Origin of the sequence: Buttiauxella cochleicola, assembly GCF_021282435.1 — a bacterium.
Lineage (GTDB): Bacteria > Pseudomonadota > Gammaproteobacteria > Enterobacterales > Enterobacteriaceae > Buttiauxella > Buttiauxella massiliensis.
Map to the genome: position 1 here is coordinate 877,322 of NZ_JAJSOT010000001.1, position 18,410 is coordinate 895,731.

Annotated in this window: 14 protein-coding genes and 2 pseudogenes; 9 read left to right on the forward strand and 7 right to left on the reverse strand. The window is 43.1% G+C overall.

The genetic code is table 11. The features are described from left to right. The first annotated feature begins 4 nt into the window (after positions 1-4). The 3 genes from ychF (at position 5) to LVQ77_RS03960 (ending at position 3,896) form a co-directional block, all read left to right on the forward strand. On the forward strand, positions 5-1,096 hold the full coding sequence (gene ychF / locus LVQ77_RS03950; protein ID WP_064518423.1) for a redox-regulated ATPase YchF: 1,092 nt from the start codon (positions 5-7) through the stop codon (positions 1,094-1,096). 213 nt (positions 1,097-1,309) lie between these two features. After that, positions 1,310-2,485: a tyrosine-type recombinase/integrase gene (locus tag LVQ77_RS03955; protein ID WP_232903726.1), complete on the forward strand. Its 1,176-nt coding sequence runs from the start codon at positions 1,310-1,312 to the stop codon at positions 2,483-2,485. Positions 2,486-3,194: 709 nt separating this feature from the next. Continuing rightward, the gene (locus LVQ77_RS03960) at positions 3,195-3,896 is read left to right on the forward strand and encodes an oligogalacturonate-specific porin KdgM family protein (RefSeq protein ID WP_232903727.1); all 702 of its coding nucleotides are present in this window, start codon (positions 3,195-3,197) and stop codon (positions 3,894-3,896) included. 404 nt (positions 3,897-4,300) lie between these two features. On the opposite strand, the gene LVQ77_RS03965 is transcribed toward LVQ77_RS03960, so the two are convergent. Genes LVQ77_RS03965 through LVQ77_RS03990 form a run of 6 tightly spaced genes read right to left on the reverse strand, consistent with a single transcriptional unit; the run spans position 4,301 to position 8,973 of the window. Continuing rightward, positions 4,301-5,119 (reverse strand): Cof-type HAD-IIB family hydrolase, encoded by an 819-nt coding sequence (locus LVQ77_RS03965; RefSeq protein ID WP_232903728.1) that lies wholly within the window; start codon positions 5,117-5,119, stop codon positions 4,301-4,303. A gap of 59 nt (positions 5,120-5,178) precedes the next feature. Continuing rightward, complete coding sequence (locus LVQ77_RS03970) at positions 5,179-6,294, reverse strand: glycoside hydrolase family 88 protein (protein ID WP_232903729.1); 1,116 nt, start codon at positions 6,292-6,294, stop codon at positions 5,179-5,181. Between the two features lie 28 nt (positions 6,295-6,322). Next, a complete protein-coding gene (locus LVQ77_RS03975; protein ID WP_232903730.1) occupies positions 6,323-7,189 on the reverse strand; it encodes a PTS system mannose/fructose/sorbose family transporter subunit IID in 867 nt (288 codons plus the stop codon). Further along, on the reverse strand, positions 7,189-7,971 hold the full coding sequence (locus LVQ77_RS03980) for a PTS mannose/fructose/sorbose/N-acetylgalactosamine transporter subunit IIC (protein ID WP_232903731.1): 783 nt from the start codon (positions 7,969-7,971) through the stop codon (positions 7,189-7,191). The genes LVQ77_RS03975 and LVQ77_RS03980 overlap by 1 nt, the downstream gene beginning before the upstream one ends. Positions 7,972-7,977: 6 nt before the next feature. Next, the gene (locus LVQ77_RS03985; RefSeq protein ID WP_232903732.1) at positions 7,978-8,469 is read right to left on the reverse strand and encodes a PTS sugar transporter subunit IIB; all 492 of its coding nucleotides are present in this window, start codon (positions 8,467-8,469) and stop codon (positions 7,978-7,980) included. Between the two features lie 33 nt (positions 8,470-8,502). After that, entirely contained in the window at positions 8,503-8,973 is a 471-nt protein-coding gene (locus LVQ77_RS03990; protein ID WP_232903733.1) for a PTS sugar transporter subunit IIA, read from the reverse strand. 273 nt (positions 8,974-9,246) lie between these two features. Between LVQ77_RS03990 and LVQ77_RS03995 the strand changes: the two genes are divergently transcribed. The 4 genes from LVQ77_RS03995 to LVQ77_RS04010 all read left to right on the forward strand — a co-directional run bounded on the left by LVQ77_RS03995 (position 9,247) and on the right by LVQ77_RS04010 (position 16,765). Next, a complete protein-coding gene (locus tag LVQ77_RS03995; RefSeq protein WP_232903734.1) occupies positions 9,247-11,865 on the forward strand; it encodes a sigma 54-interacting transcriptional regulator in 2,619 nt (872 codons plus the stop codon). 348 nt (positions 11,866-12,213) lie between these two features. Continuing rightward, complete coding sequence (locus LVQ77_RS04000) at positions 12,214-14,334, forward strand: glycoside hydrolase family 36 protein (RefSeq protein ID WP_232903735.1); 2,121 nt, start codon at positions 12,214-12,216, stop codon at positions 14,332-14,334. Between the two features lie 37 nt (positions 14,335-14,371). Beyond that, the gene (locus LVQ77_RS04005; RefSeq protein WP_232903736.1) at positions 14,372-16,228 is read left to right on the forward strand and encodes a beta-L-arabinofuranosidase domain-containing protein; all 1,857 of its coding nucleotides are present in this window, start codon (positions 14,372-14,374) and stop codon (positions 16,226-16,228) included. A 147-nt stretch (positions 16,229-16,375) separates the two neighbouring features. Beyond that, positions 16,376-16,765 (forward strand): IS4/Tn5 family transposase DNA-binding protein, encoded by a 390-nt coding sequence (locus tag LVQ77_RS04010; protein ID WP_232903737.1) that lies wholly within the window; start codon positions 16,376-16,378, stop codon positions 16,763-16,765. Between the two features lie 14 nt (positions 16,766-16,779). Here the strand turns inward: LVQ77_RS04010 and LVQ77_RS04015 are convergent. Then, a pseudogene (locus LVQ77_RS04015) lies at positions 16,780-16,982 on the reverse strand (ATP-binding protein); the annotation flags it as partial. A gap of 86 nt (positions 16,983-17,068) precedes the next feature. Between LVQ77_RS04015 and tnpA the strand changes: the two are divergent. Beyond that, positions 17,069-17,695: an IS66-like element accessory protein TnpA gene (tnpA, locus tag LVQ77_RS04020; RefSeq protein WP_232903738.1), complete on the forward strand. Its 627-nt coding sequence runs from the start codon at positions 17,069-17,071 to the stop codon at positions 17,693-17,695. Between the two features lie 26 nt (positions 17,696-17,721). Beyond that, positions 17,722-18,300 (forward strand): annotated as a pseudogene (gene tnpC / locus LVQ77_RS04025) (IS66 family transposase); the annotation flags it as partial. Positions 18,301-18,410 lie beyond the last annotated feature (110 nt).

Consider the following 18,410-nt stretch of genomic DNA (forward strand, 5'->3'; position numbering starts at 1 on the left):
AACCATGGGATTCAAATGCGGTATCGTCGGCTTGCCGAACGTTGGTAAATCAACCCTGTTCAACGCGCTCACCAAAGCGGGAATCGAAGCAGCAAACTTCCCGTTCTGTACCATTGAGCCGAACACTGGTGTAGTACCAATGCCGGACCCACGTCTGGATAAACTGGCCGAGATCGTAAAACCACAGCGCATTCTGCCAACTACCATGGAATTCGTTGATATCGCCGGTCTGGTAAAAGGCGCATCCAAAGGTGAAGGCCTGGGTAACCAGTTCCTGACCAACATCCGTGAAACCGAAGCTATCGGCCACGTGGTGCGTTGTTTTGAAAACGACAACATCATTCACGTGAATAACAAAGTCGACCCGGCTGACGATATCGAAGTAATTAACACCGAGCTGGCGCTGTCTGACCTCGACACCTGCGAACGTGCTATTCACCGTGTGCAAAAGAAAGCTAAGGGCGGCGATAAAGACGCAAAAGCTGAATTGGCTGCGCTGGAAAAATGTCTACCACAGCTCGAGAACGCCGGTATGTTGCGTGCGCTTCCTCTGACTGAAGAAGACAAAGCCGCTATCAAATACCTGAGCTTCCTGACGCTGAAACCAACCATGTACATCGCAAACGTCAACGAAGACGGTTACGAGAACAACCCATACCTCGACAAAGTACGTGAAATTGCCGCCGCCGAAGGTTCAGTGGTTGTTGCTGTATGTGCAGCAGTTGAGTCTGATATTGCTGAACTCGACGATGCTGACCGTGATGAATTCATGGCAGAAATGGGCCTGGAAGAACCCGGTCTGAACCGCGTTATCCGCGCGGGTTACGAGCTGCTGAACCTGCAAACTTACTTCACTGCTGGCGTGAAAGAAGTACGTGCCTGGACTATCCCTGTTGGTGCAACTGCCCCACAAGCTGCAGGTAAAATCCACACTGACTTTGAGAAAGGCTTCATCCGCGCACAAACCATCGCGTATGAAGATTTCATCACCTACAAAGGTGAGCAAGGCGCGAAAGAAGCAGGCAAAATGCGTGCAGAAGGTAAAGACTACATCGTTAAAGATGGCGACGTAATGAACTTCCTGTTCAACGTCTAAATAGCTCCTGTTGTCTCATGAGATCTCACTGCATCTCAAGAAGACCAAAAAACCCATAAAATCCACGCATTTGCGTGGATTTTTGTTTTCATGATGTCTCATATAATCTCGCTACAGCACAGCTAAAAATGAGTACAGGCATGAGTACAATCTGTTTCCATCTTAATTTTAGGTGAGTACAATGGCGGTATAAGAAATAGACAAGGACTCGCAATGCTCACTGATACGCAATGCCGCACGGCCAAGCCGAAAGAAAAACTCTATCGGCTCAATGACTTCAACGGTCTCTATCTCGAAGTGAAACCCAATGGCAAAAAAGCATGGCGCTATCGGTTTAAACTCAACGGTAAATCCAGCATGTTTGCATTGGGCGAGTATCCAGCGGTAAAACTCTCCGAAGCGCGAGAGAAATGCGAGCAAGCGCGTAAACAAGTCGCAGATGGAGTTAGCCCGACACAGGCTCGTCAGTTAGATAAGATCCGTAAGGTCAACGACGCATCCAACACCTTTGAGCTTATCGCTAAAGAGTGGTTGCAGATGAAAGATTGGGCAGAAATCACCAAAACACGTCGCCTTGATATGCTGGAACGTGTTGTATTCCCGGCAATTGGTAAACTCCCCATCAGAGAGATAACCCCACATCATATTTTAAAAATACTACAAGAAACAGCAAAGCGTGGTGCACCGACCGTTGCTGCTGAAGCCCGACGCACAATCTCATCTGTCTTTGAGTTAGCTGTAGCGACTCTTAGGGCAGATAGCGATCCCGTCTGGCCCGTTCGTAAAGCACTTCCAGCAAATAAGACACAGCACAAGCAAGCCTTAAATCAACAACAAATCGGGAAACTGCTGATCAGTTTTGATAACAGCCGAGGTACATATCAGGTTAACTATTGCATGTGGCTGATGTGGTGGACGCTGGCGAGACCAACCGAAGTCACTGAAGCGGAATGGTCTGAATTCGATCTTGATAAAGCATTGTGGACCATTCCCGCAACGCGAATGAAAGCCCGCAGAGAACATCTTATTCCCCTTCCCTCTCAAGCCATTAAAATGCTCAGAACCCTCCATGGTTTGACAGGACATCGGCAGCACCTATTTCCGGGACGAGATAACCCACGCGGTCCTATGACATCGCACTCGTTGCGTCAGCTTCTCAAGAGCCTTGACTGGAGTGGTACATACAGCCCGCATGCAACAAGAACCACTGGCAGCACACGCTTGAATGAAATGGGATACCGATCTGATGCTATTGAAGCACAATTGGCCCATGCTGATACAAATAATGTACGCCGCACGTACAATCATGCGACTTACCTTGATGAGCGTAAAGTAATGATGCAGGACTGGGCGGATAAGCTTGATGGGTGGATATTAGAGCTCAGTTAATTTGTACTAACTCGTTATTATTCTGCCGCTCTTGCGACTCTGGCTCCAATCAGGTCTGACAGTCAGCTCAACGCCAGGAGCGGAAGTTTAGTGGTTCTTGAAAAACTCTCGTGTTGTGGTCAAATTAATTGTAACGTTAATTTAGTGCCGTATTTTGCCAACAAACCCGTCCTGCTAACTTAGACGTCCACCTGTACAGACGGGCATCTAATCGAATAGATGCGAAACAGCGATCGAACTTCGATGCCAATCCATGATCGCTCAAAGCGGAATACGCAATTAATCCTGATCCTCAATATAATTCAATCATAAAGAACAATAAACGGCTTCATTCTGACTACATATTCTGGCACTGGCAGATTTTTCGTAGGGTTCTGATGGGAGTCATACAGCTATATGCAGAATTTTGATGAATATGTTTTTTGTTATCAATATATTTTTGTGATTCCCATCCCAACTAAATAGATAATATTTATTGTCACATCCTTATTTTATCCATAGCGCTCACTCTGTAATCTTATCTCATTGAAATAAAATGAAAAAAATAAATTAAAAAACTGGCATGTTAATTGCTTAATATTGAATGATGACTGTATCGATCCTCAACAATATTAAGTATTTGTTTTGTCATGCTCACGTTAAATACATGCAATTGAATATTTAACACCTCCAACAACATTTAACCATTAAATATAACAAAGTGATGAATATGAAAAAAATATTAACTCTATCTTCTCTATTGATATCTTTATCCATACATGGGTGTTTTGCTGGAGAGGATTACTTTACGCAGCGTTATAAACATTTCACAGCAACGAATACAAACTCTCTGGAGTTAAAGTATTTACACCGATTTGATAACTCTGCTGGTGTACTACTAACTGCTTACAATAATTTAGGACATCATTTTGATGAGCTAAAATCAGTAGGTAATGAAGCTGAATTTTGGTATCCACTCTATCTTGCTGACAATAAAGATTTTAAAATCATGGGTGGTGGGCAGTTAACAATGCAACCATCTGGTAGCTTTGTATGTGCCAATATAGGAGGATTCTATAATCTATTTGATGCATTGACATTAGGTTCACGATATCGCTACGTGAAATTCAATCATAAAACAATAGATATAAATGGTGAAGAGAACTATGCTAACTTTCATCAACTTGATTATTACATCACTTATAAAATCAATAACAAATGGGCAACGGAGTTCAATGCCACCAACAATATATTTATCAATAATTTCCACCGCGCCAATGGTAGAAATGACAATTGGGAAATTAAACAATCAGTTAATTATAAAATTAACGACACATGGTCTGTTCAATCACAAATAGGATGGTACGAAAGAGTTCAAGTTGAGCACAAGGAAAATTATTTATTAAGCATGGCTGCTTCATATAAATTTTAGCAGTGCATGATCATTTTTTCTTGTTCGAGTTTGATCAAAACAATGAATCTATAAAATTGATTATCCGCAAAGGAAGCAATAAATAGCATTAGAAAATTAAATATGGATAATCCGAATTGACTTTGTTTATCCGGGTTATCCATATGAGCAGTGAGTTAACTGATTCTTCTGAAAATCAAAGTAATTTAACGTTAATATCGCATCACAATTATCGTTAGAAAGAATATGGTTTTCTATTAACTTAATTAGATACCACAAACTCTATCCTGCCCAAATTCCAGTGAATGTTTTTCGTACCCTTGCCAAAAGAAACAAGAAAAGTGAAAATTACACTCATGTAATTTTCACTTTAGATATAAGGATATTTTATCAGAAACAGCTCGTTTCACGAGGTAATGAGAGGATTAAAAAGCGAGCAGAGACAAATTAGATAATATTCTGATTGCCTCAGAAACACCTGATTGGTTGTTAGTGGATGTAATATAGCGAGCATGGCTTTTAACCGCGTCTGTTGCATTGCCCACAGCAAATGAAAAATCTGCGTGTGTTAACATCGGAATATCGTTTTCCTGATTCCCGATAGAGGCAATCTCACTATTTTTTATATTCAGAGCATTGCTAAGATAGTGAAGTGCGGCGCCCTTTCCACTGTTCAATACGGAAATCTCAAGCAACCAGGGTTCCGAACGCGTGCTATGAAAATCACGAACAATGCCAGAGAAATGGAGCTCCAAAAGATACTTTTCAAGCTTAGTTGACTCTACCACCAATGAGGCTTTCAACACCCTATCAAGTCTATTAATATCTCCATCAGGAACATACTGAATATCCGCTCTATTCTTTATTTTTTTCTTGATGAATTCATGATCACAGTAGCGGTAATTAATAATGTGATGGGCTCTGGTATTAAAGATCACAGGAATATCAAAATCGATACTGAGCTGATTAATGACCTGCACATCTTGCGGTGAAAGCTCCCATGAAAACAACTCAGTATTACTCTTAGCATGTGTTATGCACGTACCATTAAAGGATGCCAGGAGTGCATTTTCGTAGCTGTATAGGTCGAGTTCCCGAGCAATATGCTCCATACCACCCGTCGCTCTTCCTGAGCACAGCACAATATAAACTCCAGATAGAAGTAATTGCGTTATAGATTCAATATTACTCGGTGATATCTGCTGGTTATCGTTCAGAAGCGTACCATCAATATCAATTGCCATTAATTTTATCATACACCTAGCTCAAATCATGGGGATAGCAATGACTATCCCCAGTAAAATTACCAAATTAGAAAACCTTTTTTCTTAACGCGTAATATAGCTTCCAGGAAAAAATAGTCGCCATAGATTATCGGTAGATCCTGAGTCTCTTTCGCATGATACTCGGCAGCAGCCATATCGATGATGCCTTCATTATCCAACTGACTCAGTAAGTGTTTAGTCGATATGCTCTTAATGATTTTAACCGCGTTACTGTAATAAAATTCTCGCTCAAATTCTGGTACATGTTCAGCAATTTCAAGTAGACCGCACGCAGCGCAAAGACCTGCAGAGGTATCCAGAATCACAGGTTCCGCAGGCGACCGAAAATCGCACAACGGTACATAATCTGTGGCAGCTACATTCGCAATGAAATAATGTGCAACACGTTTTGCGGTATCGAGGTATTTCTTTTCTGCGGTGTGCTTATAGCTCAGCGCAAAACCATAAAGTGCCCATGCCTGCCCACGCGACCATGAAGAGCCACTGGCATAACCCTGCCCTCCTGGAGTTTCCAGTAATTCTCCGGTTGTGGGATCAAGAACCGCAATATGGGCACTCGATCCATCAGGCCTGATAATTTTCTCCATTACCGTATCGGCATGATTTTTTGCTATGTAAGTGAAGCGCGGATCGTCCAAAACTTCGCTTGCCCAATAAAGCAAAGGGATATTCAACATACTGTCAACGATGATCCATCCCGCACGGTCGCGGTTCCATGAGCGAATAAACTTTCCTTCAGGGTTATAACGCCCAGCCAGCAAATGAGCGGCATGTAAACCACGTTGCAAAGAACGCTCGTTACCTGTCAAACGATAGTTTGCGACCGCCGTGTGCAACCACATAAACCCGACATCATGATGTAACCCCTGGTAACGGTCGAAAGCCGCATCCAGTTGTTTCTCAAGAATTTCAGCGTGATCCTTGTAGGAAGTTTTCCCGGTAGATTGCCAAAGTTGCCATAACATTCCCCCCCAGAAACCATTAGTCCACCATACAATATCATTCTGCTTATCACTATATTGGCCATCTGTAGCCATATAGGGAATGTACCCGTCATTTTTCTGAGTAAGCGCATCTACTTTCAGAGTGACAAGTTCAAGTAAGGAGTCAACCCAGGTATTATCATCCAACATAATTTAATCCTACATTAATATAAATAAATCAACCGGTCACACCCAACAAGGTCAGAATCGTTGCCATAATAAAAATACCGATAAGCAGTGTTACCATGCCTATTTTCTTTCTTATTAAAACAAAACACCCCAGAACCAGGCAGAGCGGTAATAACCCCGGCATTATTGAATCGAGAATGTTCTGGAGGATTAATTTTTGGCTGTTCATTTCCAGTTGCAATGTCGTACTGAATTTAATCATCTGATAACTCAGTGCGCCGACCATCATGAGCCCCATAATTGAGGCTGCACGTGTGATAGCACCAAGAAGTCCTGACTCCATTGCTTTCTGAATATAGCGACTCCCCAGTTTGTAACCCAGTAAGGCACCGTAATATCTGATAAAAAAGGCTGGTATATTGAAGATAAGTAGGAAAAGTAGCGGCCCAAGGATGCTACCATTCTGCGCAAAACCTAACGCAATTGCAGTAGCAATAACGCGCAAGGTACCGCTGAAGAACGAATCACCAATCCCAGCCAATGGCCCCATCATGCCCACTTTTACGGCATTGATTGAGCTAACATCAAAGGTTTCGGGCGATTTAGCATTTTCTTCTTCCATGGCCAAAGTCAGCCCCATAATAAAGGGAGCCATTTGCGGAGTGGTGTTGAAAAATGCCGTATTTCTTTTAAGTGACTCAATATAGGAGTCATGATCTTTATTATAAATTCGTTTGAGCATGGGTTGCAGGATCCAGCCATAGGTAATACCCTGCATTTTCACATAGTTGATACCAAACATTAGCCAGTTCTGCCGCCAGAATAATTTGAGCAGAGTTTTTCGTTCATCACTATTAAGTTTCAGTGCATTATCTGACTCACTGGAATAATTCAATTTTAGGTTATTATCACTCATTAGAAAAAATCCTCATCAATATTACCGCTACTACGTGCTTTTGTTGGAGCTGCATTACGTTGTTTCTGGTTATATTCGGTCAACGCTATCCAGACAGCTACACACGTAGCAAAGAACGCCACACCGATGATGGGTAACTTCAGGAAAACAGCCATCCCAAAGCCTACGAAGAAGAACAGCGCAATATTTCTTTCCCATAACATCTTCATTAACATGGCGAACCCTATTGCTGGCAACATACCGGCAGCAACATTGAGGCTTTTCATGATTACAGGTGGAACGCTTTCAACCAGTTTTTCGATAAATTCGGTACCAAGCCAAATCCCGAGGAAACCTGCGGCAAAGTAGTAAGAGATATAAACAACCCCAAACAAACGCCATAGCCGCATAAACCCACGATCATCCCCCTTTTCTAGATAGCCATCAAAACGGGTCACGAGTGCGGTGAAATAAATTTTCATGAGGTTATAGAAGAACACCCCCAGCATACTAAGTGGGACAGCAAGCGTGATTGCAACAGCTACCGGTTTATTGAGTATGATGGCGAAGGCAGCACCAAAGACGGCACCGAAAGTGTACTCTTGCGGGATTGTCCCCCCCATCTGAATACTGCCCAGAAAGATGAGTTCAAGTGCTCCCCCCATAATAATGCCTTCCACTGGATGCCCAAGAAGCATACCGACTATTGGCACACAGATCAGTGGACGCTCCGTTCCAAGCGCACCCCACCACTGAAAATATTTCGCAATGGCCAGAGCTAAGCCAACCATCAGTGCATTCATGAGCATTTATTTTCCCTCCAACATATTTTTGAGGGCGCGTGCGGAATCTGACGGTAATGGTTGATAAGTTATTTCATGACCGATTTCAAAAATAGTTTTGAATTCATCGAAATCATCAGGGGTTAAATAAACAGTATCTGCCACTTTCGTTTTCGTGGACAAATTGTCGCTAATTCGCCCATAGTTTGCGACATTCAGATTAAGCTGCCCATTGATACCTTGAGCCAATCGTCTCATATCCTGCGGTGTATTAACGACAATAAATATTTTCAGCCGTTCTGAACGAGGATCGTTAACTAATCTTATTGCTGTATCAACATCAATAATTAACGTCTTAACGGATTCAGGGGCAGCCATTTCAAGAACTGTTTTTTGCATGTCATTTTTCGAGATAGTATCGTTTGCGACAATAAGTCTATCGATATTTAATTCTCTTGACCACACAAGTGCAACCTGTCCATGTATTAAACGGTCATCAATCCTAATCATTTTTATCATAGTATACTCGCTAATTTTTACGTTATATAAGTATCAAAAAAAGTCTTTCTCGATACAGTCGGATACAGAGTTATTTTTTTTCGTTAACTGCTCACTGCCATTAAGGTAAACAGAGGCTTCTCGTGATGCTTCCAGGGCCGAATAAATTCGAGAACGAATAGGTAAATTTTCGCCATCGCTTAAAAAGAACTCCACCATCATGGCTAAAGTGACGCCTGCAACAACATGCATGTGAGGGTAACTTGCCATCAACATCAAAGCGCTATTAGCAACACTCCCGCCAAAAATATCGGCAAAAACAACAAATTCTCTATTGTCCTGAAGGCTGACTCTGGCATGTGCACTTAAATTATCTATAACATCAGCTGTATTGTTTATATCGCCGCAATATGCACATAGCGAAACCACTTCTACATTGGCATCCACTAATAGTTTCAATGCAGAAACAATTCCTGCGGCATATTCACCATGACTTGCGATTACTACATAAACATTCTTATTCACCATAACCTCTTGGACTAATTAGCTGGCACTTACCATCACTTAAATAATCATTGCAATCACTGTGCCACATATCAAAAAATAATCATAAAACCATGTTTTTATTGATTATTTAAAAAACAAAATATCTTTTGGTTTTCGAAATTCATGGTTTTTTGTCACTTCCAATTATCTCTATATGTGACGAGTGTCACTTTTTTATTGATTAGGTTTTGCAGAGTAGACAATGACTCCATATGCTGATGCCCCGGTCTTAATAACGCGGAACTCGTAAAGATGTCAGCAAAGAGTGCTCTTTATAATCAATTGATTACTTTTTTTGGATCAGGGAATGATTCATTTACCGTCCAGGATTGCATTGAATTTACCAGTCTAAAACGAACGCTTATCAACCATTATTTAAATCGTCTTTGTGAAGATGGACTCCTGACCAAAACAAAAAACCGCCCTGTTCGTTATTCTTTTTCAACACCTGAATCATCTAAAAAAAATAATCAAGTAGAAGTTATTGAACTATCAACTGACATCTCCGCATTTGATGAATTCATCGGCGCCAGAGGAAGCTTGGCTGATGTTATTGAAAGCTGTAAAGCCGCAGTATGTTACCCCGATGGTGGCCTTCCTTTATTAATTTGTGGTGAAAGTGGTGTCGGGAAAAGTTTTCTCGCCTCGCTTATTCATCGTTATGCTCAACAAGAAGAAGTTATCAGCTCTGATGCCCCATTTGTTGTACTTAACTGTGCTGACTATGCGAATAATCCCGAGTTGCTTTCAGCAACACTTTTTGGCTATATCCGTGGTGCTTTTACAGGTGCTGATAAAGAAAAAAAAGGGTTGCTGGACCAGGCTGACGGAGGGGTTGTTTTTCTTGATGAAGTGCACCGACTCTCTCCTGAAAACCAGGAGAAGTTGTTCATGCTTATGGACAAAGGCACCTTTAACCGCTTAGGCGATAACGTAAAATTATATCAGGTGCGGGTACGTTTTATTTTTGCAACCACTGAAAATGTTTCAGATGTTCTTCTCCCTACTCTTTTGCGCCGCATCCCTTTTCATCTTCGACTTACTGATTTTTCACTTCGCCCACTCATCGAAAAACTAACGCTTATTCAATTTTTCTTCCAACAAGAAGCCAGGAAATTAAAAACTGATCTGCGAGTAAGTAATGCACTACTTGAACAACTGATTCATTTTAGTGAAAGAGGAAATATTGGCGGGCTGAAAAATAAAATCAAAGTCCTTGCTGCCTCAGCATTCACGCGTTATCGGCTAACCCAGGAAACACTTTATGTTGGTGATGAGAGCAATCAGGGTTCTAATCTCATTATTCGTCGGGATACAAGTCCCCCGGTGCCACACACCATTAACCAAATGATTCAAGCCAGACACAATTATAGCTCTATGCTACAAGAACTCTGTCTGAGTGGAAACATTGCAATATTTAGAAGAAAAGCAGAAGTGCTTCTGCTGGAGTTAAGCGGCGGATTGACCGAGCAAGATCTCCTCGAACATTGGGTCTGGAACAAGTTTTCAGAAGCCATCAAAATATTTTTCAACACGACTGGCATCAATATCACTCAGGACATAAACAGAACCCTTTTTTATTGTTTGCTCTGTACAATGCATGCATCTATAGAGAAAGAACATGCCGACATTCTCGCCTCAATAACAGAGGAATCATCTAAATCCAGTTTACTGTCGAATGAGCTAATCAATATATTAGGTGATTATTTCACAGATGTTGACATGACATATCTCCCTTCATTATTTAATGCAGTTTTCTCCACCTTACTTTCGGAAAAGGATATTGTGCAAGGTGTCATCATTTGCCATGGTGCCAGCACGGCCTCCAGCATTGCCAGCACTGCGAATAACCTGCTATCCGGTTACTATTTCAAGGCCTTCGATATGTCACAAAATGTCAGCACTCAGGCCATAATTGATAAGTTACTGGATTTTATAGATAGTATTAAACGAGACACCGGATTAATAATCCTTGTGGATATGGGCTCACTGCAGGAGATATATAAAGAAGTAAAACTACGCCTGAATGGTGATTTGTTGGTTGTGAATAACGTATTTACTGGAATGGCACTGGATATAGGGAGCAAAATTCAACAAGGATTATCTGTGCGTGACATTGCCAGTGATGTGGCAAACAATTATAAAATTGAAGCAAGGTATTATCACGGATTGCTTTCTGGAAATAAACTCATTATCTCATGTATCTCCGGAGAAGGGATTTCAAAACGTCTGAAAGAAATTTTTAATAAGTACATTAATAATGAGCACATTGAAATCATCACTATGGAATATGATGATTTAAAATGGAAACTGGCTAATGCGGCAGAAGCGCTCAATGGTACAAAACTGATAATTACCACAACGGATTTAGATTGCGGTTATATACCACAAATTAATGTTCAAAAGTTACTTAGGGAAAAGAAAGATGTTCTGCAAAAAAGGTTTTTTGCAGGAATTCTGGATGTAGAACCGCTACAAACGATGCTTGATGAGATTGTGAAATTTTACACCATTGAAGGTGTAAGCACGCGCCTTAACTTTTTGAATCCAAAAATTATCATTGATGAAGTGGATGGCGTCATTCAGGCTTATGAAGCCTGGTTTGGCATTCACTTCGAAAGCTATCCACGAATGAATCTGTTCATGCATATCGCATTGATGGTGGAACGGCTGATGTTAGGTTCTGGCGCCACGCGGCGTGACGATCAAACCCTATCTCCATCACAACAAGTTTTTGTTGATCTTCAGCCTGAGTTCTTTGAGAAAATACTGACTAAGTACCATATCAATCTCACGATGACTGAGAGTCTGATGATTTACGAGATCATGGAATCCTGGATTAAGAAAGATGCTCTTACGTCCTCACACTGATTGCTAACGTCAAATTTAAGTACCACTATTTATAGTGGTACTTTCTTTCTGACAATTTGAAATGAATCTAAGGCTCACCATACACATCAGCATATGCATTCATAATACTAACAACGAATTCATATCGCTTTCTGGGTCTGCTTTTACCATTCCACTTCAACTACTCTACCCGCTCAAAATCTATTAAAAGGCGATCTTTTCTGCCCATGTTGTCAGTAAATTGTCACTTACTGGAAAGTAACGCATTGTGACAACACTCCGTTCTAACACCATGAATTAAAAATGAAATTTATTTATGGCACATATATTGCATAGTTCATTTCACTAAATTTGATTACGAGGTTATCAATGCGTGAAATATTAAAACAAATGCATGTTGGGGATATTGGACTTCGATACGACATAGACCCGACAACGGGTGCTGTCGGTTTACTGATTTACCCTCAACATCATACAAGCCCACTTGCGCAAAAAGATAACATAAGAATTGACTCACTCGTTCAGGCGAAACTCATTGGCGATGAATATCCTAAAGGGTTTCTACATGGCAAGAGTATGAGGAATTCCGCCACCACACAGCATTTGAAATTTTGCAGACAAATAATTACGGCTACTGATGACAGTAATACCATTATTACTGAGCTGACTGACAGGCGCGGAAATATTTACCAGCACCATGTTCAACATAAAGAAAATACTCAATTTCTCAGAATGTGGACAACATTTCTAAACACGCAGCAGCAGAATGAACAACTGGAAATGCTCTCAAGTTTTTCACTCTCTGGATTCAGCCCATGGGACGAAGAGTTAGTCCCCGGTACACTCTGGCTTACCCGGTTCAAAAGCAAATGGACAATGGAAGGGAGAGAAGAACATCGACGAGTTGAGGATTTCCAGCTCGAGTCATGCTGGAAGCCCTCAGGAGGTTCTTGCGTAAAATTCGGGCAGTTAGGGTCAATGCCAGTTCGTGGATATTTTCCATTCGTGGCACTGGAAGATGAAGCCAGGAAAGTGGCATGGGCCGTGCAGTTGGAATTAGCCAGTTCCTGGCAATTGGAAGTCTGGTGTAAAGATAAAGAGATCGCTATTTCCGGTGGTCTTGCGGACAGAGACTACGGTCAGTGGTTGAAAACCATCGAGCCTGGAGAGTTGTTTACAACACCAACTGTAGTGGTGAGTGTCTGTAATGGTGACCGTTACGATGCCAGCCAGCGCTTGCTAGAAACGGGTCGCGACAGTCTGCTGTTCAAAGAAAATGTAGCCGATGAATCCTCTTTACCCGTTGTATTCAATGATTTTTGCACCAACTGGGGGCGCCCTAGCGAATCACAAATCCTTGAAATCAGTCAATTGATTCGTGATAAAGGTATTGATTTTTATGTCATTGATGCGGGCTGGTATGATGACAGTGATGCAGGCTGGCCTCTCAGTCACGGAGACTGGCAAATCTCCTCCACTCTCTTTCCCTCAGGTTTAAAGTCCGTTGTAAAAACCATTCATCAGGCAGGACTAAAAGCTGGTATTTGGTTTGAAATTGAAACCTGCGGTCGGTTATCTAAAGCATTTAATCTCCACCAACATCTTCTCCATCGAGATGGGCACCCACTAACTGTGGGAGACCGACGCTTTCTGGACATGCGCAACCCTGATGTGCAAAAAGACCTTAATGAGAAAGTCATTGAGATGCTCAGAAAGTACAACTTCGATTATCTGAAAATTGATTATAATGAAAATATCGGTGTTGGCATCGATCATAAAGAATCCCCATCTGTCGGGCTCCATGAGGTTATTGCTCAAAGTCAGGCATTTATTCGTAAAATAAAAGATGAATTGCCTAATATTATTATTGAAAACTGCGCATCCGGTGGACACCGACTTGATGCTCTATCCAGAAGTCTGGCGGATATTTCATCCTTCTCTGATGCGCATGAAACAGTCAGCATTCCAATAGTAGCTGCTAATTTACATTTTCTTATCCCACCCTCTTCTTCATTAATATGGGCAGTGTTACGCCAACAGGATTCAGAGCAAAAAATAATTTACTCATTATGCGCTACATTCCTTGGGCTAATTTGCCTTTCAGGGGATGTTCATACGCTCTCGGAAGAACAGTGGAATCATGTTGATAAAGGCATAAAATTCTATAAAACTCTAAAAAACATAATATTAGAGGGAAAATCCAGACGTTTCGGAACAGAAGTGCTTTCTTATGACAAGCCAAAAGGTTACCAGGCTGTTCTTCGCACAAACCACCAACTCAATGAAGCCCTGGTTGTGTTTCACACTTTTGATATGACCACGTGGTCTGACAGTTTTTCATTTTCCCTTCCCCTTCCTGAAGGTCAGTGGGAAATTCGCTCTACATATTGTAGTAATGGCGTTACTTATTTCATAAAGAATAATCAGCTAATCATTACGTGCGCTGAAAGTTTTGAGGCTGCCGCTATTAAACTAGACAAAGCATTTTAATCTCATTAAGTTTAACTCAGTATTTATGGGTATACATATGTTAAAAGAAGAAATAGTAGAGTTAACCGAAAGTGAATTTCTTAGACGCTATAAATTAAATGAAAAATATCTCCTTTCGTTAAGCAGTGAGAATTTATTGCGAGGCTATTTGTTCCAGTCAGGGCTATGGTCCTGGAGCGGCAGTTCAAGCACGACAATCGATCTTGAAGAGTTTATCGATAACCCCTCAGACTGGCATTCAGGCTGGGAGTCACTGACATCTGAATTACGTGGTCACTTTTTAGGTCACTGGTTATCCGCAGCCAGTCGGACGGTCAACGTTACCGGGCAGTGTGAATTAAGGGGAAAGATAGAGTTTATCGTTGACCAGTTGTCGTTTTGCCAAAACAATCAAGATGACGGCTGGGTTGCGGCTATTCCGCGAGAAATGATGTATCGGATGGCTAAAGGAAAGAGCGCGTGGGCCCCACACTATACACTGCATAAATTATTTATGGGGCTGATTGATACCTACGCGATTCTGGGGTTAAGAAAAGCTTTAGATATCGCCGAAAATCTTGCTGAATGGTTATATCAATGGTCCGAGAATTTTTCGGAACATGAAATGGATGACATTCTGGATTATGAAACAGGCGGGATGCTCGAAGTCTGGGCTGACTTATACAAGCTCACAGATAATAAAAAATATCTCACTCTGGTCAAACGTTACACACGCAGACGTTTCTTTAATGCTCTGATTGCGGGTGATGATGTACTCAGTAATAAACATGCAAATACCCAAATCGTAGAGATACTGGGTGCAGAGCGAGTTTGGGAGGTCACTGGAGACGAGTGGTTCCGCAAGGCCACAGATGCATTCTGGTCGCAAGTTTTTGAAGAAAGAAAACCTTACATTACAGGCGGTTATTCTTGTGGTGAATTGTGGGCCCCTCCAGGAGACTTATCCTCGCGATTAGGTGAAACACAAGAGCACTGTGTGGTCTACAACATGATTCGTTTAGCTTACAAACGCCTGTTACGAACAGGTGATATCAGGTTGGCAGACTTCATAGAAAAAAATATCTATAACGGCATGTTTGCCCAGCAACATCCTTATTCTGGAATGGTGACTTATTTTCTTGGTATGGGGCCTGGTAGCCGTAAACGCTGGGGATCACCAACCCGCCATTTTTGGTGCTGTCACGGCTCGTTGATACAAGCCCAGGCTTATCTTCCTTCGTTAATATTGCAAAAAGAGGAGTCACAACGACGTATTTATCTCACGCAATATATTCCGTTCAGAACCTCCTGCTCTCTTGGCAATGACGAGATTACCATTTCACTTACCGCAGACAATCAACGTGGTGCTGGCCCAATTTCAAGATCGAACTCACATGGAAAACGTGAAATTCAACATGTTGATTTGCCACAGATCCCTTTCCACAGACCGGATAAATGGCGATTTATTCTTAACGTGAAATGTCAGGAGGAAACGAACTTTGCGTTGCACTTGCGCTTACCCGCATGGGCCGCAGGGGAATTGGTGGCAACAATAGATGGAGTCTCTTGCGGTATTAAACGCGACGTTCTTCCGGGGCAATATATTATTGAGAAAGACTGGCTCAACGATCAAATCATCATTGAAATACCTAAAAAATTGGTCGTTGAACCTCTTGCTGGTAATGATTCTATCGCAGGTATATGCGATGGACCGATTGTTCTGGCTGCGCTGACCAACGTACCATTCAAAATTTCCGCAAAACCTGATGACTTTTTAGCCCCGCATAACGAACGTCATCATAGCTTTTGGAATGAAGGGCAATATGTCTCTTCAGGAGAGCATCCTGGCATGATGTTCGTTCCGCTGATGAACATCACTGATCAAGCCTATACAGTATATTTTCCCTGTAGTTAGGCAACAATTTTAGCATGGCTAGAGGGATATTTACATGGCCTTTCCTTTATCACTCATAAGCGGCACAAGTAGCTTGCAACTACCCACAATTATATTAGGGTAATCATTAAGATAGTGGGTTAACCTTATTTTCAGGGACAGGTGCACATGGCTAATCAGGAACTGGATTCGCTCTCATGGCTCGATGACGAAATTAATGCTTCTGTTTTTAACGATCGCCGCCATGCCACTCGCTTCAGGTCTCTCATGCAAAAACTCGGGCTCGGGATTGGCAACAGCCTTCCCTTTACCTGCCAGGATCGGGTGGCAACAAAAGCGGCTTATCGCTTCCTTTCCAGTGACAGAATGATGAACAGGCTCTGCTTCAGGGGCATACTGAAGCGAGCTGCCAGCGGATACATGCGCTGGGAAAAGACACTGTTCTGCTCCTCCAGGATACCACGACATTTGGTTATCACCGGGATAACCCAGAAGCAGTGGGTTTTGCGGGCAGCCATACTGTCAACGCCACTGTACCAAACCTTTTCGCCATTTTGATGTCCGCTTTTTTATCAACGATGCTGACCGCTTTCCGCCAGTTCATCATCACTTTCTGGCGCGATCCCTTTTGCCAGTAAACCAGCCTTACGTTTTTCTTTCAGCCATTAGCTTTCCCCTTTGATATTCAGCGTCGTTGAGTGGTGTAACAACCTGTCTAGGATCGCTGTGGCCAGTATATTATCTCGAACATTTATCCCCAGTCAGCGAACCCTTGTAAGCGGCACATGTAGACCATCTGTTGGTCTCCCTCCGGTTCGGAGAAAATAATGTCCTTCATTTTTTATAATGGACATTATCGCTATGAAATATCGGACTTTGCTTCTCGAGGCTCTGCACTTACATTTTGATGAGCACTTACCCCGACTTGAAGTCGGGCGACGACTTGGTATCCCAAAAAGCACCATCTGTGATCTCTTTGTTCGCTTCAGAAAACAGGGGATTAGCTGGTCGTTACCTGCTGACATCACTCCCGGGAAACTCGAATCCCTGCTTTATCCCCCGCGATCCGCAACCATCCGGACTGAAGTATCGGACCTCCCTGAACCTGTTGCTCGTAAACGGACACGCCGCCCCAATTTTCCTTATGAATTTAAAATCACCCTTGCAGAAAAGTCGCTTCAGCCCGGTACTAATGTGGCGCAACTGGCGCGTGAGAATGGTATCAACGACAACCTGTTGTTCAACTGGCGTAACCTTTACAGACGTGGGCTGATGCGCCCACGGGGGAACGGGCCATTGCTCCTGCCTGTCACACTGACTGAAACCACGATAGTAGCTGAACAACCGACGCTGGTTATACCGCAACACTCCGGCTCAGAAACCTGCGGCGAGCTGGAGCTCCCCTCCGGAATACTGCGCATCCGCGGGAGTCTGACTCCCGAGCTTCTGCACATGCTGATCAGTGAAATGAAAGCCGGTGCACAATGAATATGTTGCCGGCGGGAACACGTATCTGGATATACCGCCGACAGGGCGTGGAGCTGAGTCGTGCCACACTAGGGCGCTGGTCCGGTGCAGTGAGCGAACTGCTGGAGCCACTCTGGGATCTGCTGCGTCAGTATGTGCTGATGCCAGGGAAGGTGCATACCGATGACATCCCGGTGCCGGTACAGGAGCCGGGCAGCGGCAAAACCCGGACGGCCCGGTTGTGGGTGTACGTGCGCGATGACCGCAATGCGGGTTCACAGATGCCACCGGCGGTCTGGTTCGCGTACTCACCGGACCGCAAAGGTGTTCATCCACACCAACATCTGGCTGGATACAGCGGTATCCTGCATGCCGATGCGTACGGTGGCTACAATGCGCTTTACAAGGATGGGCGCATCACCGAAGCGGCGTGTATGGCACATGCCCGCCGAAAAATCCACGACGTCCACGCCCGTATCCCCATCGATATAACAACCGAATCGCTGAAGCGTATCGGTGAGTTGTACGCCATCGAAGCGGAGATCCGCGGCAGCCCGGCGGATGCAAGGCTGGCGGTCAGAAAAGCCAGAACCGTGCCGCTGATGCAGTCGTTGTACGACTGGATAATCGGGTTCGTGATCTGCTGCCATGGAAAGTCGACCTTACTGCTGAATAAACGTCAATACGGCTCAGGTGAGCCGCTTACGATTGATGCAACTTCCCTTTTTCTCGCAGG